At 60.1% G+C, this 25,441-nt stretch carries 19 protein-coding genes and 3 pseudogenes; 7 read left to right on the top strand and 15 right to left on the bottom strand.

Translation table 11 applies throughout. The annotated features are described in order from the left end of the window. Positions 1 to 76: 76 nt before the first annotated feature. Positions 77 to 838: a class I SAM-dependent methyltransferase gene (locus LB558_RS22040; protein WP_224699462.1), complete on the top strand. Its 762-nt coding sequence runs from the start codon at positions 77 to 79 to the stop codon at positions 836 to 838. Positions 839 to 897: 59 nt separating this feature from the next. Here the strand turns inward: LB558_RS22040 and LB558_RS22035 are convergent, their stop codons facing one another. From LB558_RS22035 to LB558_RS22025, 3 genes are read right to left on the bottom strand one after another with little or no spacing between them, the layout of a single operon-like run. Continuing rightward, positions 898 to 4,164, bottom strand: coding sequence for an error-prone DNA polymerase (locus LB558_RS22035; protein WP_224699461.1), 3,267 nt, complete (start codon positions 4,162 to 4,164; stop codon positions 898 to 900). Then, on the bottom strand, positions 4,161 to 5,684 hold the full coding sequence (locus tag LB558_RS22030) for a DUF6504 family protein (protein WP_224699460.1): 1,524 nt from the start codon (positions 5,682 to 5,684) through the stop codon (positions 4,161 to 4,163). The genes LB558_RS22035 and LB558_RS22030 overlap by 4 nt, the downstream gene beginning before the upstream one ends. Further along, positions 5,596 to 6,360 carry an ImuA family protein gene (locus LB558_RS22025; protein WP_224699459.1) on the bottom strand — a complete coding sequence of 255 codons (765 nt, stop codon included), beginning with the start codon at positions 6,358 to 6,360 and terminating at the stop codon, positions 5,596 to 5,598. The genes LB558_RS22030 and LB558_RS22025 overlap by 89 nt, the downstream gene beginning before the upstream one ends. Before the next feature lie 804 nt (positions 6,361 to 7,164). Between LB558_RS22025 and LB558_RS22020 the strand changes: the two genes are divergently transcribed. After that, entirely contained in the window at positions 7,165 to 8,898 is a 1,734-nt protein-coding gene (locus tag LB558_RS22020; RefSeq protein ID WP_224699458.1) for a DNA methyltransferase, read from the top strand. A gap of 289 nt (positions 8,899 to 9,187) precedes the next feature. On the opposite strand, the gene LB558_RS22015 is transcribed toward LB558_RS22020, so the two are convergent. The 4 genes and pseudogenes from LB558_RS22015 to LB558_RS22000 all read right to left on the bottom strand — a co-directional run bounded on the left by LB558_RS22015 (position 9,188) and on the right by LB558_RS22000 (position 11,636). After that, positions 9,188 to 10,438, bottom strand: a complete 1,251-nt coding sequence (locus tag LB558_RS22015; protein ID WP_224699457.1) for an ATP-binding protein — start codon at positions 10,436 to 10,438, stop codon at positions 9,188 to 9,190. Between the two features lie 7 nt (positions 10,439 to 10,445). After that, a pseudogene (locus tag LB558_RS33235) lies at positions 10,446 to 10,586 on the bottom strand (helix-turn-helix domain-containing protein); the annotation flags it as partial. Between the two features lie 134 nt (positions 10,587 to 10,720). Then, positions 10,721 to 11,267, bottom strand: a pseudogene (locus LB558_RS22005) (IS1595 family transposase); the annotation flags it as partial. Positions 11,268 to 11,342: 75 nt separating this feature from the next. Next, positions 11,343 to 11,636 (bottom strand): hypothetical protein, encoded by a 294-nt coding sequence (locus tag LB558_RS22000; protein ID WP_224699456.1) that lies wholly within the window; start codon positions 11,634 to 11,636, stop codon positions 11,343 to 11,345. 110 nt (positions 11,637 to 11,746) lie between these two features. Between LB558_RS22000 and LB558_RS21995 the strand changes: the two genes are divergently transcribed. Then, positions 11,747 to 11,935 carry a DUF3606 domain-containing protein gene (locus tag LB558_RS21995; protein WP_224699491.1) on the top strand — a complete coding sequence of 63 codons (189 nt, stop codon included), beginning with the start codon at positions 11,747 to 11,749 and terminating at the stop codon, positions 11,933 to 11,935. Positions 11,936 to 11,943: 8 nt separating this feature from the next. Here the strand turns inward: LB558_RS21995 and LB558_RS21990 are convergent, their stop codons facing one another. Both LB558_RS21990 and LB558_RS21985 read right to left on the bottom strand, forming a co-directional pair. Next, complete coding sequence (locus LB558_RS21990) at positions 11,944 to 12,153, bottom strand: hypothetical protein (protein WP_224699492.1); 210 nt, start codon at positions 12,151 to 12,153, stop codon at positions 11,944 to 11,946. Positions 12,154 to 12,190: 37 nt separating this feature from the next. After that, positions 12,191 to 12,310, bottom strand: a pseudogene (locus LB558_RS21985) (KTSC domain-containing protein); the annotation flags it as partial. Between the two features lie 319 nt (positions 12,311 to 12,629). On the opposite strand from LB558_RS21985, the gene LB558_RS21980 reads away from it, so the two are divergent. Continuing rightward, complete coding sequence (locus LB558_RS21980) at positions 12,630 to 13,460, top strand: excalibur calcium-binding domain-containing protein (protein ID WP_224699455.1); 831 nt, start codon at positions 12,630 to 12,632, stop codon at positions 13,458 to 13,460. A 1,099-nt stretch (positions 13,461 to 14,559) separates the two neighbouring features. On the opposite strand, the gene LB558_RS21975 is transcribed toward LB558_RS21980, so the two are convergent. Together LB558_RS21975 and LB558_RS21970 are read right to left on the bottom strand one after the other, a co-directional pair. Next, positions 14,560 to 15,501 (bottom strand): LysR family transcriptional regulator, encoded by a 942-nt coding sequence (locus tag LB558_RS21975; protein WP_224699454.1) that lies wholly within the window; start codon positions 15,499 to 15,501, stop codon positions 14,560 to 14,562. Positions 15,502 to 15,677: 176 nt separating this feature from the next. Further along, a complete protein-coding gene (locus LB558_RS21970) occupies positions 15,678 to 16,736 on the bottom strand; it encodes a class I SAM-dependent methyltransferase (protein WP_318011656.1) in 1,059 nt (352 codons plus the stop codon). A 377-nt stretch (positions 16,737 to 17,113) separates the two neighbouring features. On the opposite strand from LB558_RS21970, the gene LB558_RS21965 reads away from it, so the two are divergent. The 3 genes from LB558_RS21965 to LB558_RS21955 all read left to right on the top strand — a co-directional run bounded on the left by LB558_RS21965 (position 17,114) and on the right by LB558_RS21955 (position 20,543). Then, complete coding sequence (locus tag LB558_RS21965) at positions 17,114 to 17,839, top strand: AraC family transcriptional regulator (protein WP_224699453.1); 726 nt, start codon at positions 17,114 to 17,116, stop codon at positions 17,837 to 17,839. Between the two features lie 105 nt (positions 17,840 to 17,944). Continuing rightward, positions 17,945 to 19,144, top strand: coding sequence for an MFS transporter (locus tag LB558_RS21960; RefSeq protein WP_224699452.1), 1,200 nt, complete (start codon positions 17,945 to 17,947; stop codon positions 19,142 to 19,144). Further along, entirely contained in the window at positions 19,134 to 20,543 is a 1,410-nt protein-coding gene (locus tag LB558_RS21955; RefSeq protein WP_224699451.1) for a hypothetical protein, read from the top strand. Before LB558_RS21960 ends, LB558_RS21955 begins: the two co-directional genes overlap by 11 nt. A 536-nt stretch (positions 20,544 to 21,079) precedes the next feature. Here the strand turns inward: LB558_RS21955 and LB558_RS21950 are convergent. The 4 genes from LB558_RS21950 to LB558_RS21935 are packed head-to-tail and all read right to left on the bottom strand — an operon-like array spanning position 21,080 to position 25,405. Then, complete coding sequence (locus LB558_RS21950; RefSeq protein WP_224699450.1) at positions 21,080 to 21,904, bottom strand: ABC transporter permease; 825 nt, start codon at positions 21,902 to 21,904, stop codon at positions 21,080 to 21,082. 2 nt (positions 21,905 to 21,906) lie between these two features. Then, entirely contained in the window at positions 21,907 to 23,187 is a 1,281-nt protein-coding gene (locus tag LB558_RS21945; protein WP_224699449.1) for an ABC transporter permease, read from the bottom strand. 6 nt (positions 23,188 to 23,193) lie between these two features. After that, on the bottom strand, positions 23,194 to 24,246 hold the full coding sequence (locus LB558_RS21940; protein ID WP_224699448.1) for an ABC transporter substrate-binding protein: 1,053 nt from the start codon (positions 24,244 to 24,246) through the stop codon (positions 23,194 to 23,196). Positions 24,247 to 24,262: 16 nt separating this feature from the next. Further along, entirely contained in the window at positions 24,263 to 25,405 is a 1,143-nt protein-coding gene (locus LB558_RS21935; RefSeq protein WP_224699447.1) for an ABC transporter ATP-binding protein, read from the bottom strand. Positions 25,406 to 25,441: the final 36 nt, after the last annotated feature.

Genomic DNA, 25,441 nt, shown 5'->3' with positions numbered 1-25,441 from the left:
GCTCCGCACCCAGAGGAGTGCCCCGATGATCGACGTCACAAAACACTACGGCAGCGACGGCATCGTCGAGCGCATATTGGCCGCGATTCCCGATGCGAAACCCGATAAAATCAGTGCCGCGCAGCTCTATCCGTTCGACCAGCTTCACGGCCGCGAGCTCATCGCCACGCGGAATCATGGAGCTCGTCTTGCCCCCTCGCCCACCGACCGGATTCTTGATATCGGCAGCGGCATTGGCGGCCCGGCGCGCTTCCTGGCCGCCACCTATGGCTGCCAGGTGGACGGCGTCGACCTCACACCGGCCTTTGTCGAGGCATCCGGCCGACTGACCACGCTCAGCGGCCTTGGCGACAAGGTTCGCTTCCACGAAGCCGACGCGGCGAAACTGCCCTTTGCCGACAACACATTCGACGCGGCAATCTGCTTCTATGTCGGCATGAACATCGCCGACAAGGCCGCCGTCATCGGGCAGGCTTTTCGTGTTCTGAAGCCGGGCGGCAAATTGATCTGGACCGAAGCCGTGCTGGCCGGCGGCGAGCCGAATTACCCCTTGCCCTGGGCAGTTGCGTCGGAAACCAGCCACCTTGTTGACCGGGATACCCTGAAGACCCTGTTCGCCGGCGCGGGCTTCCATATTGACGAAGTTATCGACGAGACCGGCGAACATATCGAACTGGCGATGCAACGGGCCAGTTCCGGCATCATTCCTTCGCCTGCGCAACAGCAGGCCAATGAAATCGTGCTCGGAACCGAATTCGTGCAGCGGCGGAAGAACTACATCCGCAGCCTGAGCGAAGGCAAGCTGGCGTCGCTGGCGGTCATCGTCTCACGCAGCTAAATTTATTCCGGGAGTGCGGCCCGGCCATCTCTCGGAAGAGCAGCTCGTCTCATCCAAGCCTATTTGAAATCCCGTGTCTTCACCTTGATCTGGTCGATGTGCAGATAGGGATCGATGATATCCCGCGGCCTCGGCCCCTTCGGTAGCCCGCGCGGGTCGGGCGTCGGACTGCCGTGGTGGAACTCGTCGCCGCGCCCATGCGGCAGCGGGAAGGCAGAATCGCGATCACCAACGCTGGCCAGCTCCACTGAGAGATCGCTCAACCGATGGGCAACGAGATGCACCACCTCGCCTTCCCTCTGGATCCGCCCATAGACGCTGATCATGCCGGCGCCGAGCACGACTGTGCGATATTTTTCGAACACCTTGACCCACACCACCAGATTGGCAATGCCGGTCTCATCCTCGATCGTGATGAACATCACGCCCTTGGCTGAGCCGGGCCGTTGTCGAACCAGCACAAGGCCCGCTGCTTCCAGCCATTGGCCGTCGCGCGCCTGCATGGCCTCCCGGCAAGAAACGATACGCTTGCGCCGCAGGTCGGCGCGCAGGAAGGAAACAGGATGATCGCGCAGCGTCAGCCCGACGTGCCCGTAGTCTTCGACGACCTCACCGCCTGATGTCATGGCGCGTAGCGCGACAAGGGGTTCGTGGATCTCCGGCACCGTCCGATGTTCACGGGCGGAGGCGGCCGCAAACAGCGGCAGCGGCTCATCGCGCAACGCTTTGATCGCCCACAGGGCCTCACGCCGCGCCAGCAACAGTGACGGTTGGAACGCGTCGGCCTGGGCGAGTTCAACCAGAGATGCCGCGGGAACACCGGCCCGGTGCCAAAGGTCATCCACCGACGCAAAGGACTGGTCGGCACGTGTGGTGACGATGGCCGCCGCGTCGGCATTGGCAAGACCGCGAACCATACGCAGACCAAGGCGAACGGCGAACCGATCATCGCCCGCAGTGGGCTCGAGCGTGCAATCCCAGCGCGAGGCGTTCACGCAGACCGGGCGCACCTCGACACCATGGTCACGCGCGTCACGAACGATCTGTGCCGGCGCGTAGAAGCCCATCGGCTGCGCGTTCAGGAGGGCCGCGCAGAAGATGTCAGGGTGGTGGCATTTCAGCCAGGACGAGGCGTAGGCGATCAGCGCGAAGCTCGCGGCATGGCTTTCGGGAAAACCGTAGCTGCCAAAGCCTTCCAGCTGCTTGAAGGTCTTTTCGGCGAACTCGCGCTGATAGCCGTTCTTCACCATGCCGCCAATCAGCTTGGCGCCGAAGCTGGAGACCCCGCCGGTGTGTTTGAAAGTCGCCATGGCACGACGCAGCTGATCTGCTTCGCCAGGCGTGAAGCCGGCACATTCAATCGCCACCCGCATCGCCTGTTCCTGGAACAACGGCACGCCCAGCGTTTTTCCAAGCACCTTCTCCAGCTCGGGCTTGGGATAGACGACGTCCTCCTTGCCTTCGCGGCGGCGCAGATACGGATGCACCATGTCACCTTGGATCGGCCCCGGGCGAACGATCGCGACCTCGATGACAAGGTCATAGAAGGTGCGCGGCTTGATGCGCGGCAGCATCGACATCTGGGCGCGAGACTCGATCTGGAAGGTGCCGAGCGTATCGGCCTTGCGGATCATCGCGTAAGTGCGCGGATCCTCGGCCGGGATGGTGGCGAGATCAAGCGTGATACCCTTGTGCTCCGACAGCAGGTCAAAGCCGCGCTTCATGCAGGACAGCATGCCGAGCGCCAGCACGTCGACCTTCATGAACTTCAGCGCATCGATGTCCTCCTTGTCCCATTGGATGACCTGGCGGTCCTTCATCGCGGCCGGCTCGATTGGCACCAGGTCGTCCAGCCTGTCACGGGTCAGCACGAAGCCACCGGGATGTTGCGACAGATGGCGCGGCGCGCCGATGAGCTGCCTGGCGAGGTCCAACGCCAGGCGAAGGCGGCGATCACCGGGATGGAGGTTCAGCTCCTCGGCGTGTTTCGACTGGACACCTTCGTCCGACCAACCCCAGACCTGGGACGACAGCATCTTGATCAGGTCTTCCGGCAGGCCCAAAGCCTTGCCAACATCACGCATGGCGCCTTTCGAGCGATAACGGATGACGGTGGAGCACAGCGCCGCGTGCTCACGACCATAGGTGTCGAACACCCACTGCATGACGATTTCTCGCCGCTCATGCTCGAAATCGACATCGATATCGGGCGGCTCGCGACGTTCCTCGGAGACAAAGCGTTCGAACAGAAGATCGTTGCGGTCGGGGTCGATCGAGGTGATGCCAAGGACATAGCAGACGGCGCTGTTGGCCGCCGACCCCCTTCCCTGACAGAGGATGTTCTGACTGCGGGCAAAGCGCACGATCGCATTGACGGTCAGAAAATACGGCGCGTATTGCAGCTTCTCGATGAGCTGCAATTCATGCCTGAGCGTGGCGGCAACCTTGTCGGGCACACCTTCGGGAAACCGCTCCGTCGCGCCTTCCCAAGTCAGCTTCTCCAGGGCTTGCTGCGGCGTCAGGCCCGGCAGCATGCGCTCCTCGGGATATTGAAAGGCGAGCTCGTCCAGTGAAAACCGGCAGCGCTCGGCGATTTCAACCGTCCGAGCGATCGCTTCGGGATAGCGGCCGAAAAGACGAGCCATCTCGTCAGGCAGCTTCAGGTAGCGGTCGGCATGCCGCTCGCGCCGAAACCCGGCACCATCGATCGAAACATTGTGGCGGATGCAGGTGACGACGTCCTGCAAGATGCGCCGTGACGGTTCATGGAAGAGCACATCGTTGGTAACAACCGTCGGCACGCCGGCCTGTCCAGCAAGGTTGGACAGTTCGTGCAGCCGCAGCGCGTCATTTGGACGGCGAAACAAGGTCAGCGCCATATAGGCGCGATCGCCAAATGCCTGGTGTAGCCGCCGCAGCCAGAGCGAGCATGTGTCATCAGCCTGATCCGGAATGAACACGCCAACAAGGCCTTCGCCATAGGCGACAAGGTCTGCCCAATGCAACACGCATCTCGCCTTGCCGCCACGCTTCTTGCCCAGCGACAGCAAGCGGCAAAGCCGCGAATAGGCCGCGCGATCGGTTGGATAGACCAGGATGGAAATCTTTTCCGCCAGATCAAGCCGGCAGCCGACGATCAGCCTGACGCCGGTTGCCTTTGCAGCCTCGTGAGCCCGCACAACGCCAGCCAGGCTGTTGCGATCACAGATGGCAAGCGCCGGCAGGGCCATGATTGCGGCCTGCGCAAACAATTCCTCGCAGGAGCTGGCGCCGCGCAGGAAGGAAAAATGCGAGGTGCACTGCAGTTCAATATAAGACGCAGTCATCCGAAGATGCCATGCAGGAACCAGCGATGCGAACCGGTCGCGGCATCCTCGCCATCGCCGGCGCGATAGATCCAGAACCGCTCGCCGGCTTCGTCCTCGACCTGAAAATAGTCGCGCACGGCGGCAAGCTCGGCATCACGCTTCCACCATTCGCCAAAGATCCGCTCGGGGCCATCGGCGCGCTTGACCCGTCGGCGGATGCCTCTCCAGGTAAAGCTGGCCGGCGGATGATCCGGCAGCAACGCTATCGCCTCGATGGGCTCCGGCACGGCAAACAGACGAGCCGGCCGCGGCCAATGATCTTGCCATGCCTGGCCGTTTTCGGCCGACGCCGGCGCCACGCGCCGGAACGATCGCTCGGGCACGTCGCTTGCCACCGGGGTAAACCGATAGAGCTTCTCCTCACCGACACGATTGCCGAGGATGTCGATCAGATCCGAGATGTCGGCCTCCCGATGCTCGATAAGTGAGGAAATGGTCTGCGTGGGAGTCAGCGGTTCAGCCAGAGGCGCGGACAAGCACATCAACTCGATACCAAAGCCCGGATCGACCGTCTCGATCTTGTCACAGATGAGACGCGTCAGCCGCTTGACATCGCGGACAGGCAAGGCCGTGCCGACGCGGATGGCTTCGGCGCGGTTGTCGACGCGGTAAAGCAGCAGGTCGAGCCGCCGGGCGCCGAGGCCTCTGGTCTCCAATTCGGCACACAACGCCTGAACAAGCTTGCCGACATAATGCGCGATCGTCTCGGCCGCACTGATGGGCTCGCCAAAGGCTCGTTTCACCTCGAGCAGGTCGAATGTCCGCACCGGCTCTATCGGTTCAGCAAGGCGTCCAGCAGCCTGATCAAGGCGGCGGCAGAGTTCCGGCCCGAAGCGCAGCGTGAGTGGCGCGCGCGGCTGCTTGAGAAGCTCGCCTACCCTGTCGAAGCCCAAAATCCTCAGACCACTGACGATCGCATCGGGCAACCGCAGTGCCGCGATGGGCAGAGGACCAATGGCGTCGACGGTTGCGTTGACGGCGACCACGCTGACGGTCTGCTTGACGTACCGCGCCACCGCATGAGCAGCACCCCAGCTATCGGCAATCGCTGACCGCGCCGAGAAGCCAACCTGGCTGAGACGCTCGACCATATCGGCCAGCATCAACTGTTCGCCGCCATGAAGGTGATCGGCGCCCGTGGTCTCCATGACCAATCCGTCCGGAGTATCCACAGCGGCGATCGGCGCATAGCGTCTCAACGCCCATAGCGCCAGCCGCTCCAATGCCTCCGCGTCAGCATCGGGCTCGGCGTCCATAACCACCAGGCCCTGCACGAGGGCCTGTGCCTTCGTCGCGGGCATTCCGACGCGTAAGCCCGCTTCTATCGCCGCGCGATCCACCGCAGTCACCAGGCGACGATTACCATGCCGCCCGACCAGCACCAAAGGCTTATCCGCTGGCGGCGAGACGTCGCCCAATTTCCTTCTGAGCCGGTCGGTCGGCCAGTTTGGAAGGAAGAGCGAGACGACCCTTTGCATCACAAGCCTCCACTTCGATATCGAGTGTTTCCCCTCCACGAGACCGGATCAGTTCAAGTTGCCATCGCGCCCGGCCAACGCCGGGCACAGGCAGCGGTCGCGACGGCAGCACGGAAACCCGCCAGCGGGTGACAGACGCCGTCGGCTGCCCGAAATCGGCGGCTTCGGTCTGGCGGCGCCAGCGGCGGATGGCGATGCCCATTGCGCCGGAGCCTTCCGATGCCAGTTGCAACCGGCGCGAGGCAGTCATGGACAGGCGCGCCACTTCCGCGACCACAGCTCCAAGCCCGACATGCCGCAGACCTTCCTCGAAGCAGGCGAGCAAGGATTTGTCGTCACCGGCTTCAACATAGATCACCCGGTCGGGATGCAGTCCGACCTGGGCGATTGCCGGCGCAAACAGATCCTGGCGCGTCACGCACCACAGCACCTTGCCTTGCGTCCTGGCTGCAATCCCGGCTGCAAAAAGCGACGCTGCGGCGCCATCGATCGCTCCATTGCCGCCGCCGGCAACTTCATGAAGTGCGCCAAGCGCCACACCCCGGCCTGGCAGATGACTGTCGATAGGGGGGATACCGAATGGGAGCACCGCTCTTTTGCGCGCATTACCGCCTTCGAGACGCGAAATGCGATCTCGCAGATCGGAAATAGCAGCGTTTGACCTCGATGCACTCATCTGTCCCTGAACGCGATATGATGGCGGGATGTTCCCCATTTGTTCCCTTCTTGCTGAAGAGTCAATGGCGTAGCGAGGTGGCGCTGCGGAAGAAATGTTGTCGCGACCGCCCCGTGGCACCGGCAGAACCGTCTGCCAACAGGATGAGGCGTCGAAGGCCACCTGTCCTGTTGGATGTTCGCGCCGGCGGCTGGCGGCGCCCAAAAGAAAAACGGCGTATAAACCGCAGTCCTGCGCGCGTCGGCAATTGGGGACATCGTCGCGCGCTGGACGGGAGGAAATTCGCCCCCGCCGCGGGCGGTTAACAGGACAGCCGTAGGAGCGTCAGCATAGCGCCGGCCGCAGGACGGGACGCGGGACCGACTGTCCCCGTCCGAGGTGGTCCGCGTGGTTTGCCTTAGGAGGGAAGCCGACCGGCGAGATCGCGCGCAATTCGGGTTCTCGACAGCCCGGCCGTTGGTCCGCAACAGTGCGATGGGGTTGGCCACGGCGAGTGGCTTGGGAAAATCGATCAGTTCTTGCCCCGTCGGGCCCTGAAATAACCAACATATTCCTGCCGCTACAAGAGGGATGACTTTTGTGTTCTCATTTTGTTCACCGATGGCAGGGGCGATTATATCGTTGACAAACCTAGCACCAAAATAGGAATATAATCAGGACAGGCCGGCACTCTCACGAAAGCGCACAAAAACCAGTCCTCAACCTTAGGGAACGGCACCGCCGCCCGTCGGTCATTCGTTAATAAACCCTTAATTCTCAAATAGTTAACCGCAACCTGCAACTCTGTTGTCGGGGACAAAAGCTATGAACGAGCTTCACTTCGGCGATAACCTTGATGTGCTGCGGGCAATGCCAGCAGAGTCAGTGGATTTGATCTACCTAGACCCGCCATTTAATTCGAACGCCAATTACAATGTTCTTTATGGGACGAAGCGGGGTGGCCCTTCGCAAGCTCAATCGCACGCATTTGAAGACACATGGAAATGGGGACGCGATGCACAGCGGGCAATTGACGAAACGGCGGAGAGACACCTTGAAGCCGGCTCTTTGTTAGATGCGTTCCAAAAGGTTTTTGGAAACAGCAACATGATGGCGTATCTGGCCATGATGACTGTTCGATTGATTGAGATGCGTCGCGTGCTGAATTCGAAAGGTTCGCTCTATTTGCATTGCGACCCGACAGCGAGCCACTACCTGAAACTGATCCTAGATGCGATTTTTGGACCGGATCGGTTCCAGAACGAAATTATCTGGAAAAGACACAGCGCGCATAACAGCGCGAAGCGCTACGGCCCGGTTCATGACGTGCTATTTTTTTATACCAAGAGCAACGTGTTTACCTGGACGAATCCACGAACCGACTACGCCGAAGACTACTTAGACAAATATTACAAATATCAGGATGGCGACGGTCGCCTGTATTGGCGCAACAGCCTAACTGCCGCAGGCACCCGACAGGGTTCATCCGGTCAGGCTTGGCGCGGTTATGACCCGGCGGTCAAGGGTGCGCACTGGAAGTTTACCACCGACAATCTTGAGGCCCTTGACGCTGCTGGCAAGCTCTATTGGCCGCCCGGCGGCGGCTGGCCGCAGATCAAGAGATATCGGGACGAATTGAAGGGGTTGGTAGTAAGCGACATTTGGGATGACATCGACAAGATCAACCCAGCCGGGAACGAACGTCTAGGCTACTCAACGCAAAAGCCGCTCGCGTTGCTGGAACGGATAATCCTTGCATCGTCCAATAAGGGTGACGTTGTCCTCGATCCATTTTGCGGGTGCGGAACAGCCGTTGAGGCCTCGCAAAACTTAGGGCGCAACTGGATTGGGATAGATGTTACTTATTTAGCGATCCACGTTATCGAAGGGCGCTTGGTCAAAGCCTTCGGCCCATCAATTAAGGACAGCTACAAAATCTTTGGGCGCCCAAGGGACGCAAACGACGCGAGGGCCCTTGCCGGACGGGACTGGTTGGAATTTCAGAAGTGGGCAGTTTTTACGCTTGGCGGCATTCCAAAGGATCGTCCCGGCGCAGACGGCGGAATTGACGGCATCATACGGTATCACCGCGTTGGCATTGAACAGCCAAATCGAGCCGTTGTTTCCGTGAAGGGCGGGCTGCATGTCGGGGTCGATGCTATCCACAAACTCAAGTCGGTCGTGCAGCGCGAAGGCGCAGAGATTGGCGTTCTGGTATGCCTGGATAGTCCAACCCCGGCTATGGTCAAAGAAGCCGCCTCAGAGCGAGATGTTGGTCCACCTTCTAGGCGCGTTGCGAAACTGCAAATCCTTACCGTTGATATGCTCTTCCAAGCAAATCCAGTAGATTTGCCCGGCATGATCGATACGCCAGAGGCAGGACGTCAGCCGGCACTTACGCCGCCAAAACGGTCTCGCAAAAGGGTTGAAGGCCAGACGGAAATGCTATTCCCGATTGAGGGAAGCCAACCAGTTATCGCTGAAAAGCGAAAGGGGAACCGGCCTATTAGGCCCGTCGAAATCGAAGTGACGCGCTCGGATAGGCGGAAAGCAAAATAGCCTAAGACTTCGTTTTGTCGTCCCTTCTGCGGCGGCGATTTCACAATCTTTTGTAAGATGCGGTCGAAGTTCTCTTCGGATTCGTCCGTTTCCAGTTCGCGCGCCTTGTCTATAAACTTCTGGTATTGCCTGTCGCGAGCGGCTTCATCGAACTTCTCTTTCTGGGGCTTTTTGCGGTCGGTCATGGCGTCGTCCTACAGAGGCGACGAAATAAGTGACACTGCGCTATCCATCTGACTTCGATAGCTTTTCCTGCGCGTTAACCTTAGATATGCACAGGCGATGAAGATTACGCCCATGCGGGTATGTAGCGAGCGTTCCTATTTGCCTGGTCCTCGCCAACGGGGCGGATTAGGCCTGCATCTTTGGTATCGTTGATCACGGGAGTAACAGAGGGCGCCTGCCGGTCCGATAGGCCAAGCCGAGCGCGCAGCGTGCTGTTGCTCATCCTGTCTCCAGATTCGAACATCAAGCATCCATGCTGATAGCAGGCCCGAATGCGTTCCTCTGTTGTCATATTTGCGAACGGGCGCGGCCCGTAGAGCGTCGTGACGGTGGTGCCTTCTTCGGCTTGGAACAAAGGCGGCGGCAAGATAGCTCTCTCGATGGCGGAGACTGCACGGTCGATGCCGCTTCCTCGTTCTTCACAAAACCCAAGCTGGTGCATCAGCCCTCGAAATCTGTCGTTTCTAGAGCGTGAGGGAGCGTCGATAAAGCGATCTGTGGAAATCAGTGGCTCACCAGAATTAGTGATCTTGAGCCAGTCAGGGAAAATTTCCACTACTGGGCCATCGCCACTCGCTGTGAAGTCCTGATGAATTATCGCATTCGCCAAAATCTCGCGGATGGCAACTCGCGGCATATCATAGACAGTAATGCGCTTGCCGTGCTGCATCTCCTCGCGGTGCGGCACGCGCTCCATGATGTAGTTTAGCAAAGCCTCGAATGTTACGCCGTACCCCTTGTTACCGGACGCATCGGACTTCGCGTCGAGCTTTGATTTGCCGGTGTACTCGATAACCCTTACGCCCTTTCTTTCGAGGCCCGGCCAACGGCGCAAGTCCCGCGCCGCAAGCACGACGAAGAGGTTAAAGACGTCAAACGCACCTTGTTTGTTATCGCGGTGATCGGATATCATGAGATAGTCGAACACGCTATTGGTTGATGACTCCGCTCCCTTTAGCTTTGCTACGAGCGTTCTTAGGTAAAAAACGCCTTCCAACTCTTCTGCGCTTAAGTGTGTTTGCGCTATCGTTTGCTCGAAGGTGAACCGGTTACTCGCCTGCCAGACTTCGCGTTCGCGGTGGCTGTGTCCTAGTGGCTGCAACGAGGTGTCGACACGAATGTATGCGATGCTGTTGAATTTCACAGGCTCTTGATAGCCGTGTGAAATCGCCAAAACCTCGACACGTTTGCCGCCGTAATAGCAGGCCCTGTGCTCCACAAGGACGCGGGAAAAGGCGGTTGTGAAGCCAAAAGAGAAACGTGTCGTTGCCGACCTTCTCATGCGCCAGCCTGACGGTCGTGCCGACGACTTCATGGGTCTCATCCTCGACCCCAAAAATAAGATATCCGCAGTCCTGCGCACATAGGATTGCCGAGTTTGCGATTGCGGAAACGTACTTGCCAACCGTCTCTTTGTTGAACTGGTTGACCTTGAACTCTAGCCATTCGCATTCGCGCGGCATGGCGACAAGCCGCTCAACCAGTTTCTCCGTGTCATGAATGAGAACCATCTCATTTTCTCTTGGGACGTCGCTTGGGATGTTCGTATCGCCAGAGCGGCAACTGAAGCTGGACCAGCTTACGGAAGTACGTCTCCTTAGACTTCAACAGGCCTACGGCACGTGAGGCGCTTGCCCTTGGCACCTTTCAAGGCGATGAGCGAACGAACGTTGTCTTCAATGCCCATGGCCGACCGGTTCGAGTAGCGGAAATCGAACTCGGCAAGGTAGCGGTGAAGATGGTGTTCGGCGCAATGCTGGTAAACGCCTTTCATGCCGCGCTTGAAGATCGAATAGAAGCCTTCGACCGTGTTGGTGTGGACGGTCTTCTCGCCTTCGTAGCGGACATATTCGTCCTTGGAATGCGTGACGACATCGTGAGAAGCGAATTCCTGGCCCACGCGGCGGTACATGCCAGCCTCGTCAGTCATCAGAGCGCTTTCCTTGGCGATGTTGGCGCGGACCGATTGGCATGATCGTGCCAATGCGAGCGGTATCGACATGGAAGGAACGAGCGCGACCACCGCGCTCGACCAGCGTAACGACAGAGTTCTTGTGAGCGCCACCGCCCGACTTGACCGGGGCAACCTTCAAGCGACCGATATAGGTTTCGTCCACCTCGACGGTCTTGCCGTTGCCGCCCATTCTCGAGCAGCACGTTGCGCAGATCGCTGCCGTTCTAGAAGGTCGAAGGCGACAAGATAGTAATCCTGCGATGGCTCACTGCTGCTGACAGCCGACTGCAGCGCATGGAAATCCGGGTGACCGGACGCGTCGACCACAATGGCCTCGCCTTCGATGATGAAAGGTCTCGATCGCCGCAGCTTGGTCGGCAAAAACCTGATACCGTGCAGTCCAGTCGTACCGTCTCCTGGTCAGCAAGCGGATGCCGTCTTCGTCCTTGATCAATTGCGTGCGGTAGCCGTCGAACTCTATTTCATGAATCCAGTCGTCATCCTCTGGCGGGTTATCGACAAGCTCCGGCTCCATCGGCTTGATGGACTTCAAACGCATGAATTGACCCACACCCGCAATTCAATCAGCTTTAGCTAAAATAATTCCAAGAAGGATGAACAATGCGGACCGACGCGCGTTGCGGATCAACACATCGAGGAGGAACAACCATGCCAGACGACAAGAGCAAGCGTGATTTCCGCGACCGCGACCGGGTATCAGGCGACGAAGAATATGAGGTCGGTTATCTCGCCAGCAAGTTTCAGCTTACGATTCCCGAAGTGCGGGAACTCATCGAAAAACATGGCAATGACCGGAAGAAGCTGGAACGAGAAGCAAAAGCGCTGGGCAGTAGATGACCAAGCTCTCAGACCTTGGCTCGCCAATCCCCGGAGAGCAGCACGGCGGAGAGCCTGCCGACGAGCGGGACAATCGTATGATTTGCCCGGTGTGCGGCCAGCAGCTCGACATGCGCGACTTCCGCCAGGTCGCTTGGCACGATCAGCCCGGACATGAGCCGCTGGAGTTGGAGCTTGTGCCACGGGCCGGAACGCAAAATGGTTGCGGATGCGATCATTGAAATAGCGGCCCTTGGCAAAGGCAGATTTAAATTGGGCAAAGGTCTCCGGGGGTACGTCCAGAAATTCATATTGCCTGCCGCTCTCTACGAACCACACTGAGAGAACCCTGGTGTCCGGATTGTATTCGAATTTGCTTATCGAGAGCGACGGCATGGCGCCCAACGGGTGGCGGAGGCGTTGGTTGCATTTCCGCGCCCTTGCCCGAGGCAAGCGCCATGGAAAGCCGCCCGTTATAGGGCCGCCTTTCCCCTCCCGCCAGAGTGTTCGGTTCACCATTCATTTACGATATTAGCGCAGTCTCATATGCGCGCATGCTAGGTAGCTCGTACATGCCATAAGCCCCGGTGCCGCGACCCAGCGCCGGGGCTTTTTGTTCCCCGGATGAGGCCCGCCGGGGCGCCGCTGCCGCGGACTGTGATCCGACTCGACTCCCGGCGGAAAGAGTCGCATCTTGTCTGTGGGGACGCAGGGCGTGGACAAGTATCGATACGACAACAGGTCTGATCAGTGGCGCAAGCGGCGTGGTGCGCAGCGGGCACGTGCGCGCTTTCTAGCAGGCGTTCCCAAGCGCCTGGTCTTCGTGACGCTGGCGGCGATGGCTGCCTATGTGGCGCAGTTCATCCTGCAGCACAGCGAAGGCGCCCCTGGCCTTCACGTGTCTGACTGGATTGGAGGCAGCCCCGCGCCGATCACCGGGGTCGCCTCAGTCATCGATGGCGACACGATTGAGGTCCACCGGCAGCGAATTCGCTTCAACGGCATCGACGCGCCCGAGTCCGCCCAACAATGCGACGACGCCAAGGGCTTCCGCTACCGCTGCGGTGCGAAGGCCGCGGCAGCGCTCGACGAGTTCTTGGCCGCCTCGAGGCCGGTCACATGCACCTTTGTCGCGTGGGACCGCTACAACCGCTTCGTAGGCGACTGCCGGCGCGCCGACGGTGCCAGTGCGGCCGCCTGGATGGTCGAGCACGGCCAGGCGCTCGACTGGCCGAAATACAGCCATGGTGCCTATGCAGCGCATCAGGCGAAAGCGGAGGCAGCGAAGGTCGGGCTGTGGGCCGGAAAGTTCCAAGCGCCGTGGGAATGGCGCGCTGGGCATAGAGACGATGCCGGACCGGCGGTGAGCCAACCGCTAGGCTTCATCAGCCGCCAACAGGTAGCGCAAAGCTATTCCTGTCAGCCGCGGCGGAAATGCTCGCAAATCAGTTCGTGCGACGAGGCTCAATGGTATCTCAGCAACTGCTCATGGGGTGGCAAGCTGGATCGCGATGGCGACGGCGTGGCGTGCGAGACGCTGTGTTAGCAAAAACGATCACAAAAGGCAGCGCGGCTGCTCAAAGTCCAGGTTGCTGCAGAACGTGCTGATGCGCGGAACTCTTTTATTGATTTTGAGAGTCGGAGTGGCGGGACCTGTGTATGCCGGCACGTCCACGAACTTGCGCATCAAGGCTATGTGGAACTCTGGAGAGGCTACGGGGAGATTGCCACCTGCGTGCCAGACCATCATCGCTACGAACTCGGTCCATTTGTTTTCACGCCGAGCGCGACGCGGGCTCTGTTGCCGACGTCCTCCGGGGCATCACCGAGGGCCGATTGGAGAGAAAAACGCACGGGATCTTCACCCAGATCGCTGCACAGCTCTCGAGCAAGCTCCCGTCGCTCACCAGCCATCCGAATCTCGAGTTGAAGTCCTGGGGGATAACGCCGAAACCCGGCAGCCGCCGCAGTCCCGCATGACCTGAAAACTCGTAGGGGGGCTCGACAATTAGAACACCGCCAAGGGGGCTTTGAACCGCACCGGGTTTGCCGGAGGCTCCAACTCGTGAGACCGTCGAGCTATACCAGCAAAACAACGAACAATTTTCATCTGAAGTCCGCGCCCAGCGGTGCGGCTTGTTTTAGCCACGAAGCCGAACATACCCCCCGATGGGGACCGTTTCCTCGATAGCAGCCAAGATCAGGTGCTCGGCGCTCAAACCGAGTGAACAACGGTTCGGCGACCGGGCATTTCCGGGGGCGTCCTGGAGAAGATGAAGGCTCTGGAACCGGGAAACCGGGAGCTTCGTCTGGCCAACGGCTTGGGTCCCACTCTGTTCAAGCAGGCTGCGACGAGTTCACCCGGGAGGTGAACCGTCTGCGGATGGGGAGCGGGCATCCATCGATGCGGCTCAGCGAGAAAATCAAGTAGCCCGACCGCGATTGTAATGTGAGGTTGCGGAACCGTATCTATGGGCGCTGAACGTTGCAGTTACGCCAAGCAGGCTAAGACGTCTCGGTCGACGTGGCTTGGTCGCCTCCCAAGCGCCCGGCATCAGTTGTACGGCCCCCACGACACCGCTTCCAGAAACAAGACGTTCGTTCCGTTATGCTGCCGCCACGCAGTCTCATCGGCGGCCTGCGACTCAAGTCGCATTTCGGCTAGTGGGCGTAGCTCCCGGAATAACCCTTGAAGGTTTCGCGCGTCGCCCTCTTGGACTTCCCTCCGCCATGTTCTTGGCGAGCCCGACGAACCGGAGGACGGCACGCTTTGGATTTGATCCTAGCCACACGCCCTTGATCGAACTGACGCTGTTTTTCCCGCGAAGCGGCTTCCACAGGGCAGAATCGGTGGCGACTGTTCTGGCATAGCTCGCCTCGGCCAAAGTGACGCCTTGCCCCAGTCCCACCTGGAAGATGACCGTCGCCTGGTTCGCGCGACAAGTATGAACGGCAGGCCCGCCACCGGCCGCGATGCGTTCGAGCAGGCACAGGTCCGACGGCGGCCCTTCTAGCCCGACCGGGACAAGCAGAGGCATGTCCGCGAGGTCGGACCATCTGAGCACCGGCCTCTCGACAAGAGAATGACAGGACGGCAGGAGCACGAAGAGGCGCTCTTGCCAGAACACTTCGCTGCTGCAGAATTTGGCGGTGCCAATGTGATGTGTGAACACAAGGTCGAAGCGCCTGCGGCGTATCGCAGAAAGGCACTGGCCCGATGGGACATTCTCAATGGTCAGCCTTATGTCCGGGTACAGCTTGCCGAAACGCTCGATGAGGCGTTTGAGGAATTCTCCTCCTGTCACCCAGCACAGCCCAATCCTGAGTGTCTTGGCATCGTTGTTATCGCGCACACGCTCGGCGAAAGCATCAAGCAGGCCGTCGTAGTGCGCCCGCACGATTTCGATCCAGGCGCGGCCTGTCTTCGTCAAGCGAACGCCGCGCACATCGCGCTCGAACAACTGCATGTCGAGAAGCTGTTCGAGTTTGACGACGTTGCGGCTGACCGAGGATTCCTGGACTCTCAGGGCTCTTGCTGCCTGACGCAAGCTGCCGTGATCCATGGCCGCAAAAGCGTAGGTCAGCAACTGGATGGCGTTCCCGTTCCGCGTCATGTCCCTTGAGCTTCGTGACCATCGCCGCAGGAGGCGCCTGTCTCACCGCATGCGATCGGATCCGCATTGCGGACGGGTGACACGCAGGCGGCTCAACTGTGTCGCCTGCCCGCCTGGAGCCTCGGCGCGGCGGCCACCCCATGGCTGCGTCAGATCAGATTGTCAGTGATGGCGATCGTCGCTGCGTCAGATACGCTGGTTTCGTAGACATACTCATGCGGAATGGCGGGCGCCGACATCTGTGAAGCGTAGAGGTCGAGATTTTCCTTGCTGTTGCTCGCAGCAAGGCTGCAGAAATTGCCGCTGTTCCACGTCATCGTGCAGTACCTGAAATGCGCACCTACGGAGCGCGCCATCTCTGCCAGCGTCACCTCATTGTTGAACATGGTCCCGAGGACGTCCGTCTTCTTTTTTGCGATTTCGTCCGGGGGAAAGTACCTCGCCTTGAAGCCATAATCCTTCTGGTACTCTCGACGCTGGTAGTCGCTTTCATCGGCCGCCCTGAATTTTTCGACGAAGACGAAGATGCCGCCGTGCTTGAGGTGCTGGGTCACGAATTCGATCTGCTTGGGCCTGTTAGGCGAATACATCTGGAAGGTTGTGTCCTCCAGGATGACGTCGAAGCCTCCCGTGAATTTCGTCAGCCGCCGATCCGATCCGAGCGCATCCTTGGTCAACCGGTGGAACGGGCCGACGAAGAATTCGGCGTGGGCCGGTTCGCCATAGGCCATGAAGGATTTGTAGTTCTCGGGGTTCGGGCTGCAGGACAGCGAAAGAATCTGCCCATCCGAAAATTCGGACAGTGTTCTGGCCATCGTGCCTTCCGCCGTTCCGAGACTATACAGCGACAGCGCAGCACCCCGGCGCCGGGCATAGTTCAGCACCGCGTAGGCCATCCGGCACTCCTCTTCCAGTCTGTAGGGAATGCTGCCGTGATAGTGCTGGTCGAAAAAACCTTGCCGGGCGGCGTGCAGGCGGACGAGATCTCGCAGGAGTTCGTCGTTGGGCAGGAGGCGTGGGTCGGCCTGAGGCTTGCGAACTGGCATCCCGCTTTTACCTGCTGCGGTTGCCGCGAAAAAGCCTGCCAGCTGGTTGATCCGTGGTCCTTGATCGCACTCGGCCAGGAAGTCGTTGAGTCCTCGCATCGCACTATGCCTCCCGCACCGTTGCTTTGGTGAGATGCCAAGACCTCGATGGGAAAACTCCACTCAATTAAGAGTGATCTAATGTTTCGGATCGATTCGAATCTTGGCCGGGGTACTGGTAGGCCTGCTGAATACGAGCGGCTTTCCTACGATTGCCATTTTTTTACTAAAGTCACATCTTCTGCCAATCCTGAGTTAGTTGTGATTTGTCCAGCAACCTCTGGTTAGGCAAAACACGGGAGGGCGGGCTACTCTTAGTATGAAGGCTGCTGCCATCCGTGGACACCCCTTGCCTCGATCCGAACAAGATCCGCCGTTCACAGCACCAGACGCTTACACACCAACATGAGAGTTGGGGCAACATACGGGCGGACTTGATCAGGAGAACTGGTCTGGAGCGCCAGGAAACAGCAATTTCGTTCCCAGGCCACATATTCCTGATGAACCTGAAAGGGGCGGCAAGCCGCGGAGAGGATTTCGTCGACGGGCGTCGGATCTCGTTTTCGCCACGGCGGGCTGGTTCGGTAATCCATATGCCTGCCGGCTGCGATTGGAAGGGGTGGGACGAGGGAGAACCGACGGCCGCCTACCTGCTCGTCTCGATTGCAAAAGGCTTCACCGACGAGGCATTCGGCGGGATGGTGCGTCATCGCTCAGGAGACCTGCCGGCTGCGATCGGGTTTCGCGACAGCACGGTGGAAATGGCTTTGCAACGGATCGCCATCGAGCTCAGACAACCCGATCCGATCAGCGCGACGATGGTCGAGAGCCAGGCCATGCAATTGCTCATTCAGATGGTCAGGCGCAACGGCCACTATCATGAGCCGGCGAAAGGCGGGTTGTCAGCCTTCGATCTCAAACGGGCGATCGCGATGATCGAGTCCTCATGGGACGAGACACCGACGCTCGCCGATCTGGCAAAGGAAGTAGGTGTCAGTCGTTTCCATTTCAGCAGGGCTTTCAAGCAGTCTACCGGAATGACGCCACACGCGTTCATCGCACGGCGTCGACTGGATCACTCCGCCGACATGCTGCGATCGACCAATATGTCTGCGACGGAGATCGCGCTGGAATGCGGGTTCGGCAGCTCAAGCCATTTCACGATCGCCTTCAAACGGGCGTTTGGCGCCAGTCCGAAGGAATACCGCCGCTGGTCCAGAGTTTGATTCAACACCTGCACTGAATTCAGCAACGAACTGAAAAAACGAGCGTGATTGTTAAGCGGCAATCTAGGCAGTGGGTATGACAAGCGCCAATAGGATGCGCAGCCCTTGTCAAATGCAATTCAAATTCACGCCGACCACAGATCAAGCATCCGCTCCCGGCTATGGCTTGGATTCCTGGCCAGCACGCTATCGGCGGCAGTCGGACGCAATGGCTATTACATCGCATCCGCCTGGACTGTTGTCGCAGCAGGCTACGGAAGCGCCGGCGTGGCGACAGTGGTTGCGACCGTCAGTGTTGTCGAATTCGTCGCAAGTCCTCTGGCCGGCCTGGCAGCGGACCGGTTTGACCGACGGCGCTTGAACATCGCGGCCGACCTTGGTCGCTTTGCCATCTTGCTCACCACGGCTTGTACGCTCCTGTATCTGGACGCTTTTTTCACACTCTGCGTGTCAGCAGCGCTCTTTTCTATTTGCGATCGTGTCGCACTGACCGCCTCGCAAGCAATGATCCCGCTCATGACGCGAGGCGCCGAACTTGCGGCATCGAATTCCGTCATCTTCTTCATCATGCAGTTTGGCAGCCTCGGCGCAGCGTTGCTAGCCGGGTCGTTGCTGGGTGGGCGCTCCCCTGCCCTGGCGTTCATGGTGCTCGCCGTGTTGTTCCTCGTTTCAGCCGGCTCACTCTCGTGGATGCGGCCGGGCCTCTTCCCGCAGGGTGTCAGAACGGCCAAAGACCTGGGACCGAACTTGGACAAGCATCTCCTTCGTCTGTTTGCCGCCTATGCCCTTCTCTATGGAGGCGCGGTGCTGGTCACGGTGATGGGATCAAGCTTCGTCTTGGAAGAGCAGCAAGGCACCGTCGCCGATTTCGGCCACCTTGAGGCCGCGTGGTCGGCTGGTTCAATTATTGGGGCGGCTGTTCTCGTCAGGCTGACACGAGCGGCAAGTGGTCCTATACTGCACCCCATGCTTTTGGCCTCAACGGCGCTCGCGTTGATGTCGTTGATGTCTGTGCGCGCGCCTTGGACATTGATCGTCTTCGCCACGCTCGGGTTTCTCTACAATCTGGGCCGGGTGAGCGTCGAGGTCACACTGCAGTCGCGTATGCCTGACAACGTATTGGGCAGGGCCAAGGGCGCTATGCACAGTCTCGCCGTCGCGCTGGGACTGGTCATATTCAGCATCGCTGGCGTTTTGGGCGGCAGCGTATTTCCTTCGACAATCTTCTTCGGATTCGGCGTGGTCCTCCTTCTCAGCATTCCTGCATTGAGCATCGGCATCGCGCAGCGAAAGGATGATCCGTGAGGTGGACGAGCTAGCGACGGACACAGACGCTAAGCAGGCGGTGCTGGACTCTTTGGCAACGCTCTATCCTTGGACGCGCTCCTATCATTGCCGTCCACTTCGCGATTATGCATCCCACTTGTTCGAAGCGCCTGCCCAGAAGCCGGAAGGCGAAATTCGCAGCCGCGCGTTTGCCAAGCTGCTCGATACGATCAGGAATGCGGGAACGCGGAACGGATTGCCGATCAACGCCGTGTCCCAAATCTGCAAAGATCTAGAACAACGCCGCGTGATACAGACTGGCCCACATTTGTTTCTCCTCATGGAGCCTGAAGCCTATTACACCCACATCTTCAGCCTGCTTGGCCTCTCGGCGCATGGCTGCCCTACCTATGTTTCCTATGCCGTTTCAACCGTGAGTCTCGTTGAAAAGCCCCGCAAGGGGCCAGGCTGGATCACGCTTGACGGGAAGCCGGTCAACGTCTTCGGTCTCAGCCGAAGCCGGATGATCGGATACAGCCTTCTGACCGGGCCAGGATCATACCGGTTCGAACTGGTGCCGACGGGGCCAAATGCCGAGGGTGACGCCCTCGCCCTGCTTCGCAGTCTTCTGCCGAAGACGCAGTTCGAGCGGCCTGCGCATGCCATCAAGGCAGCCAATCGCATACTCTGGCCAAAACTGTTCGGAGAGAGCTTTGCCTTTTTGCAAATTGACGATGAGGATGTTGCCGATCTAGTGTCAGACCACCTATCAGACGAGGGTTCCTGGCTGCGTACGAGGTTGCTGGAGACCCCAAAGCTGGCTTTGAATATCCTCGACGAGATCGACAGGCTGGCCGCTGGCCCCTGGGGTGGCTGGCTCGCGCGCGGTACCGACTTCTTTTGGTACTATGAAAACGGAAAGCGCCTGCCGCTGCGCATGGTGGGTGGAGAACTCATCAATCTGGCGTCCAGAACGAAGGTAGCTCGCTTCGCGGCTCCCGATATCATTGAGCGGCTGGCGAACCGCAGCCTTGTACCGAATCTGCTCCTCATGTTTCTGGTCCTGTCGATCCTGCCCGGCGTGCGTGCGCTTGGAGGCAGCCACCAGCCAGTCTACTATCCCCTCATGCGCTACGTCGTTTGTCGGGCTCTAGAGACCGCAGACATGGATGCGGACCTTCGACGCGCTCTCGCGAGCGATGATGTGCCAGGAGCTTGGGGGCATCGCGTCATTGAATGCGATGAGGATCCATTCGACTCAATCCGAAAGGGCATAGGCGAAATCAGAGAGGTCATCGACCGCTTCGGCGATATGTCTTTTGCTGATGCCTGTGGAGGTCTGAGCAGTTTCGTTGCTGATCCGTCCTGGATTGAACTTGGCTCACAGCTGCGGGAGCGAACGATTGCCCCAGGCGATCCAGAATGGGCCTTTTCCTAAGCGGCGGGAACCGCCCGGGGCTGAGGTCAAAAATGAGCAGCACCTGCCGTCGCGAATCGATCACGGATCGGGCAAAACGCAAAAGCAGCGAGAAATCCAGGTGACAGAAGATTAGAGCAACGCGCTGGAGCGAGACCCACATCGTAAGGTCAGGTTGCATATTGGCGGCGATCCAGAGCACGACCGCTCGGATATGCTCGAAGCAGCCATCCGATTGTCGGATTGATACCAAGGCCGCCCCACCTATCATCGGCAGATCAGCAAGGCGCCCACCAGAAAAAAGGAGGGGGCGCGTCGGCTGGCGTATCACCACCTCGACGGTGGCGGTAGAACGCGACAAAATGGCTGCGTCGTTCAGAAGCTATTCAAGAACAGGCGACCTGACCTATCCAACTTCGGCAAAAAAAGGCTGACAGGTCAAACTGCAATGTTGCTGGCCAAGGCCTCGGACGGCTTCAGCTTGGCCAAGGCCATCGGAGCAACCGAAATGGCCCGAAGCGGGCTAAATTCAAGGCGAGCACAGCAGATGACGGTGGTTAGGGGCCCACCCTAGACGGCGCTCCGCGCCGGGCGAGCAGGTTTGCCACCACCAGAAGCACGATCGACAGCGCCATCATCAGCGTCGCGGCCGCAGTGATCGCCGGAGAGAGCTTTTCGCGAAGACCAATGAACATTTCGAGCGGCATGGTGCGCTGGCCGGCACTGGCCAGGAACTGTACCACGACCACCTCGTCGAAGGAGGTGACGAAGGCGAAGGCGGCGCCCGAGAGAACGCCGGGCAGGATCAGCGGCAGCATGACACGGAAGAACGAGGTCAGCGGCCTGGCGCCCGAAATGGCGGCGGCGCGCATCAGGTTACGGTCGAAGCCGGTCAGGCTGGCGCCCACCGTCACCACCACGAAAGGGCTGGCGAGCGCAGTGTGCGCCAAGATGATGCCGGCATAGGTGCTGGCAAGGCCGACGCGGGCGTAGAACAGATACGAGCCGACGGCGGTGATGACCACGGGCACGATTAGCGGTGACAGCAGCAGCGGCATGATGATGTGGCGCCCGGGGAATTTCTCGTTGGACAGCGCGATGGCCGTCAGTGTGCCAAGCATCGTAGCGCTCACCGTTGTGCCGAGGGCAACGAGCAGGCTGTTGCCGATCGCCGACTGCCAGCGTTGCGTGCCCAGCACCACCTCGTACCAGCGCGTCGAAAGCCCTTCGAGCGGGAAGATGAAGAACGCGCCGCTGTTGAAGGAGAGCGGCACCGGGATCAAGATCGGCACCAGCAGGAATAGAATGACCAGCCCGCACCACAGCCACAACAACGCGACGCGGATCCGTTCGCCAGCATTGGGATAGGGAGACAAAAGCATGGCTACACCATCTTCAGGCGATTGAGGCCGAGGACGCGGGCGAAGATACCGAACAGACCCAGGGTGAAGACCAGCAGGATGAAGGAGAGTGCGGCCGCCATTTCCCAGTTCAGTTCGACATTGACGTAGTTGGCGATGAAATTGCTAATCAGCTGATCGCTAGCGCCGCCGATGAGCGCCGGGGTAATGTAGTAGCCCAGGCACAAGATGAAGGTGAGCAGGCAGCCTGCCATCACGCCCGGCAAAACCTGGGGAAAGTAGACGCGGCGGAAGGCGGTAAAGGGTTTTGCGCCCAGCGAATAGGCGGCCTTCATCTGCGAAGGCGCGATGGTGCGCATGACGGAGTAGATCGGCAGCAGCGTGAAGGGCAGCTGGATATGCGTCATGGCGATGATCAGGCCGATGCGGCTGTACATCAAATCAAGACGCTCGGAAGCAAATCCCAGCCATAGCAGCAGATCGTTGACTAGGCCGAATTTCTGCAGCAGCACCGTCCAGGCGGCGGTGCGTACCAGGATCGACGTCCAGAATGGCAACAGCACGGCGACGATCAGGATGGCGGCAAGCCCCTTGGGAACGTTTGCTATGAGATAAGCAAGCGGAAAGCCGAGCAGCAAGGTCGCGAGCGTCACCGCTGCGGCGACAAAAAAGGTCCGCAGGAACACCTGCAGGAAGATCGCCTGTTCGGGCGGAACGCGTTCGATGCCGCCATAGGGGTTCCAGCGCAGGTCGAGCGCGCTGAGCAGATAGAACGAGGTGATCGAATGGGTGCCGTTACGAATAGCCGGCCATGTCGTCGGCGCCGACCAGAACGGCACTCCCTTCATGATCTCCAATCGCGGCTTGTCGCCGGCGGCTTCAAGCTGGCGCACCGTCTTCAGCACCTGGCTGCGCGCACCGGGCAAGCGGGTGTTGAGGGCTTTGGCCAGCTCGTAGGTGGTGCCCTTAGCCTGGTTGTCCCTGAGGTCCGCCGCCAATGCCGTGAAGGCGGCATCGGCGGGCAGGCCCTCGCCGTTCCAAGCGCCGAGCACCTGGCTGGTTTGCGGCAAGGCGTTGGCGATAGTCGGGTCGTAGATTGCGCGCGACAGCAGAAGCACGATCGGAATTCCGAAGCTCAGCCCCAGAAGCAGCAGCAAGGGTGCGGCCAGCGCCAGCGTGCGCAGCCGGTCGCCGAATTCGGCGCGCCGGATCGCGGCCGACACCGACCTGGACTCGGCGTCGGCGGCTGACCGGCCGCGGGCCAGCGCGGGCCGGTCGAGTTCGCTGGGCTGCAGCGCCGACATCAGCGCCTACTGCGCCAGCCAGGCGTTGAAGCGCTTGACCAGATCCTCGCCATAGTCGCCCCAGAACTCGGTATCCGCGACGAGGTAGGCGCCGGCCAGGTGGTCGGGCGCGTTGGGCAGTTTCGGCAAGGCGTCGGCCGCTACGAAGGACGCCGCATCAGTGCGCACCGGCCCGTAGGTGATGAAGCTGGCGAGCTTGGCGTTGTTTTCCGGCGTCGAGATATAGGCCAGGTATTTGTACGCGGCGTCCGGGTTCTTGGCGCCCTTGGGAATGGCGATCATGTCGTATTCGAGGATTTGGTTGTTCCAAACGATTTTGAAGGGCTTCTTGTCGGTGTCGATTGCGTTCTGGATGCGGCCGTTCCAGGCCGTGGTCATCACCACTTCCTGCGAGGCGAGCAACTGAGCCGGCTGCGCGCCGGCATCCCACCAGACGATGTCCTTCTTTATGGTGTCGAGCTTCTTGAAGGCGCGGTCGACGCCCTCTGATGTCGCCAACACCTGGTAGACGTCAGCAGGCGCGACGCCGTCGGCCATCAGGGCCCATTCGAGGTTCTGCGCCGGGAATTTGCGCATGGCGCGCTTGCCCGGGAAGTTCTTGGTGTCGAAAAGGTCGAGCACAGAGGCCGGCGCGTCCTTGAGCACAGTGGGGTCATAGGCGAGGATGTCGCCGTAGGCATCGAGGCCGACACCGCAATCGAGAGCCGAGCCCTCGATGAATTTCTCGCGCGGGCCGATCTTGGAATAATCGAGGCGCTCCAATATGCCTGCATCGCAGCCCTGCAGCACGGTCGCGGTTTCGACCGTCACCAGATCGATCGGCACGTTGCCGGTCTCGACCATGGCTTTAACCTTGCCGAGGTCGCCGAGATATTCCTGTTCGAGTATCTTGGTGCCCGTCTCCTTGCTGAAGGGCTCGAACCAGGCCTTGCGCTGTGCGTCCTGCCAGGCGCCGCCGCTGGCCATGATCGACAATTCATCGGCAAGGGCTGCTTGAGCGATGGTGATGCAGGCGGTGGCGGCGGCCAAAGCGAGCAGACTTATCCTCTGATGTTTCATTGTGTTTTCCCCTGTTTTAAGTTGGAATCGGTCGTCCGGCATCGGCCTTAAAGGCGCGGCAATCATTGGGCGCGCAACAGACCGTGACAGCCTGTCCGTTCGCCATCGCCGCTTCGGTGTCGACCTTGACGGTCAGCACCTGGTCGTTGGGCAATCTGGCGAGCAGCCGCAGATGGTCGCCGAGATAGATGCGGCCGTCGACGGATGCGGCCAGCGCGTTCTCGCCCTCGGCAGCGGTTCCGAGCCGCAGCCGCTCGGGCCGGACGGCGACATGGCAGACATCGCCTTCCGCGACGTCGACGGCGAGTGCGGTGACGTCGCCGCCACCAATCAGTCTGACGCGGCATTCCTTGCCCGAGATGGCCTCGACCACGCCTTCCAGCGTGTTGTTCTCGCCGATGAAGCTCGCCACGAAGGAATTGCGCGGCTGATTGTAGAGCTCGTCTGGAGAGCCGAGCTGGGCGATGCCGCCATCGTTGAACACGGCGACGCGGTCCGACATGGTCAGTGCCTCGCTCTGGTCGTGCGTGACGTAGACGACGGTCACGCCGAGCATGGTGTGAATGTGCTTGATTTCGAGCTGCATGTGCTCGCGCAGTTTCTTGTCGAGCGCGCCGAGCGGCTCGTCCATCAGCACCAGGCTCGGTTCGAACACCAGCGCACGCGCCAGCGCCACGCGCTGCTGCTGGCCGCCGGAAAGCTGCGCCGGCTTGCGGTCGCCGAACTGCTTCAGCCGCACCATGTCGAGTGCGCGGCCGACTCGCGTAGCGATGTCGGACCTGCCGAGCTGGCGGACGGAGAGCGGGAAGGCGACGTTCTCCTCCACGCTCATATGCGGGAACAGCGCGTAGTTCTGAAACACCATGCCGATGTTGCGCTGGTAAGGCGGCAAACGGTCAACCGGCCGCCCCTCCAGCATTATCGTGCCATGCGTCGGCCGCTCGAAACCGGCCAGCATGTTGAGCGTCGTCGTCTTGCCCGATCCGGAAGGGCCGAGCAGGGTCAGGAACTCGCCACGCGCGACGCTGAGGTTCATCCGCGTCACCGCGAAGGCGCGGCCGTCGTAGGATTTCTCAACGTCGCGAAATTCGACGAAGTCCGGGCCACCGGAACTGGTCCGCGATGCCGGCGTGAGCGCGGCGGCCTGGCCTACGTTCATCGTGCGCAATCCTTGGCTCGGCCGACCGATTCGAGG

It is taken from the genome of Mesorhizobium sp. CO1-1-8 (genome assembly GCF_020164875.1).
In the GTDB taxonomy this organism is placed as follows: domain Bacteria; phylum Pseudomonadota; class Alphaproteobacteria; order Rhizobiales; family Rhizobiaceae; genus Mesorhizobium.
This window is presented reverse-complemented; position numbering and strand designations above follow the sequence as displayed.

What these genes read in the sequence shown, in the direction of transcription:
- LB558_RS22035 (WP_224699461.1), bottom strand. Translation starts at nt 4,164, where the DNA reads ATGACTGCGTCTTATATTGAACTGCAGTGCACCTCGCATTTTTCCTTC.
- LB558_RS22000 (WP_224699456.1), bottom strand. Translation starts at nt 11,636, where the DNA reads ATGCGTTTGAAGTCCATCAAGCCGATGGAGCCGGAGCTTGTCGATAAC.
- LB558_RS22020 (WP_224699458.1), top strand. Translation starts at nt 7,165, where the DNA reads ATGAACGAGCTTCACTTCGGCGATAACCTTGATGTGCTGCGGGCAATG.
- LB558_RS21940 (WP_224699448.1), bottom strand. Translation starts at nt 24,246, where the DNA reads ATGAAACATCAGAGGATAAGTCTGCTCGCTTTGGCCGCCGCCACCGCC.
- LB558_RS22030 (WP_224699460.1), bottom strand. Translation starts at nt 5,684, where the DNA reads ATGCAAAGGGTCGTCTCGCTCTTCCTTCCAAACTGGCCGACCGACCGG.
- LB558_RS21945 (WP_224699449.1), bottom strand. Translation starts at nt 23,187, where the DNA reads ATGTCGGCGCTGCAGCCCAGCGAACTCGACCGGCCCGCGCTGGCCCGC.
- LB558_RS21955 (WP_224699451.1), top strand. Translation starts at nt 19,134, where the DNA reads ATGATCCGTGAGGTGGACGAGCTAGCGACGGACACAGACGCTAAGCAG.
- LB558_RS22015 (WP_224699457.1), bottom strand. Translation starts at nt 10,438, where the DNA reads ATGAAGTCGTCGGCACGACCGTCAGGCTGGCGCATGAGAAGGTCGGCA.
- LB558_RS22025 (WP_224699459.1), bottom strand. Translation starts at nt 6,360, where the DNA reads ATGAGTGCATCGAGGTCAAACGCTGCTATTTCCGATCTGCGAGATCGC.
- LB558_RS21965 (WP_224699453.1), top strand. Translation starts at nt 17,114, where the DNA reads ATGAACCTGAAAGGGGCGGCAAGCCGCGGAGAGGATTTCGTCGACGGG.
- LB558_RS21935 (WP_224699447.1), bottom strand. Translation starts at nt 25,405, where the DNA reads ATGAACGTAGGCCAGGCCGCCGCGCTCACGCCGGCATCGCGGACCAGT.
- LB558_RS21990 (WP_224699492.1), bottom strand. Translation starts at nt 12,153, where the DNA reads ATGATCGCATCCGCAACCATTTTGCGTTCCGGCCCGTGGCACAAGCTC.
- LB558_RS21995 (WP_224699491.1), top strand. Translation starts at nt 11,747, where the DNA reads ATGCCAGACGACAAGAGCAAGCGTGATTTCCGCGACCGCGACCGGGTA.
- LB558_RS21950 (WP_224699450.1), bottom strand. Translation starts at nt 21,904, where the DNA reads ATGCTTTTGTCTCCCTATCCCAATGCTGGCGAACGGATCCGCGTCGCG.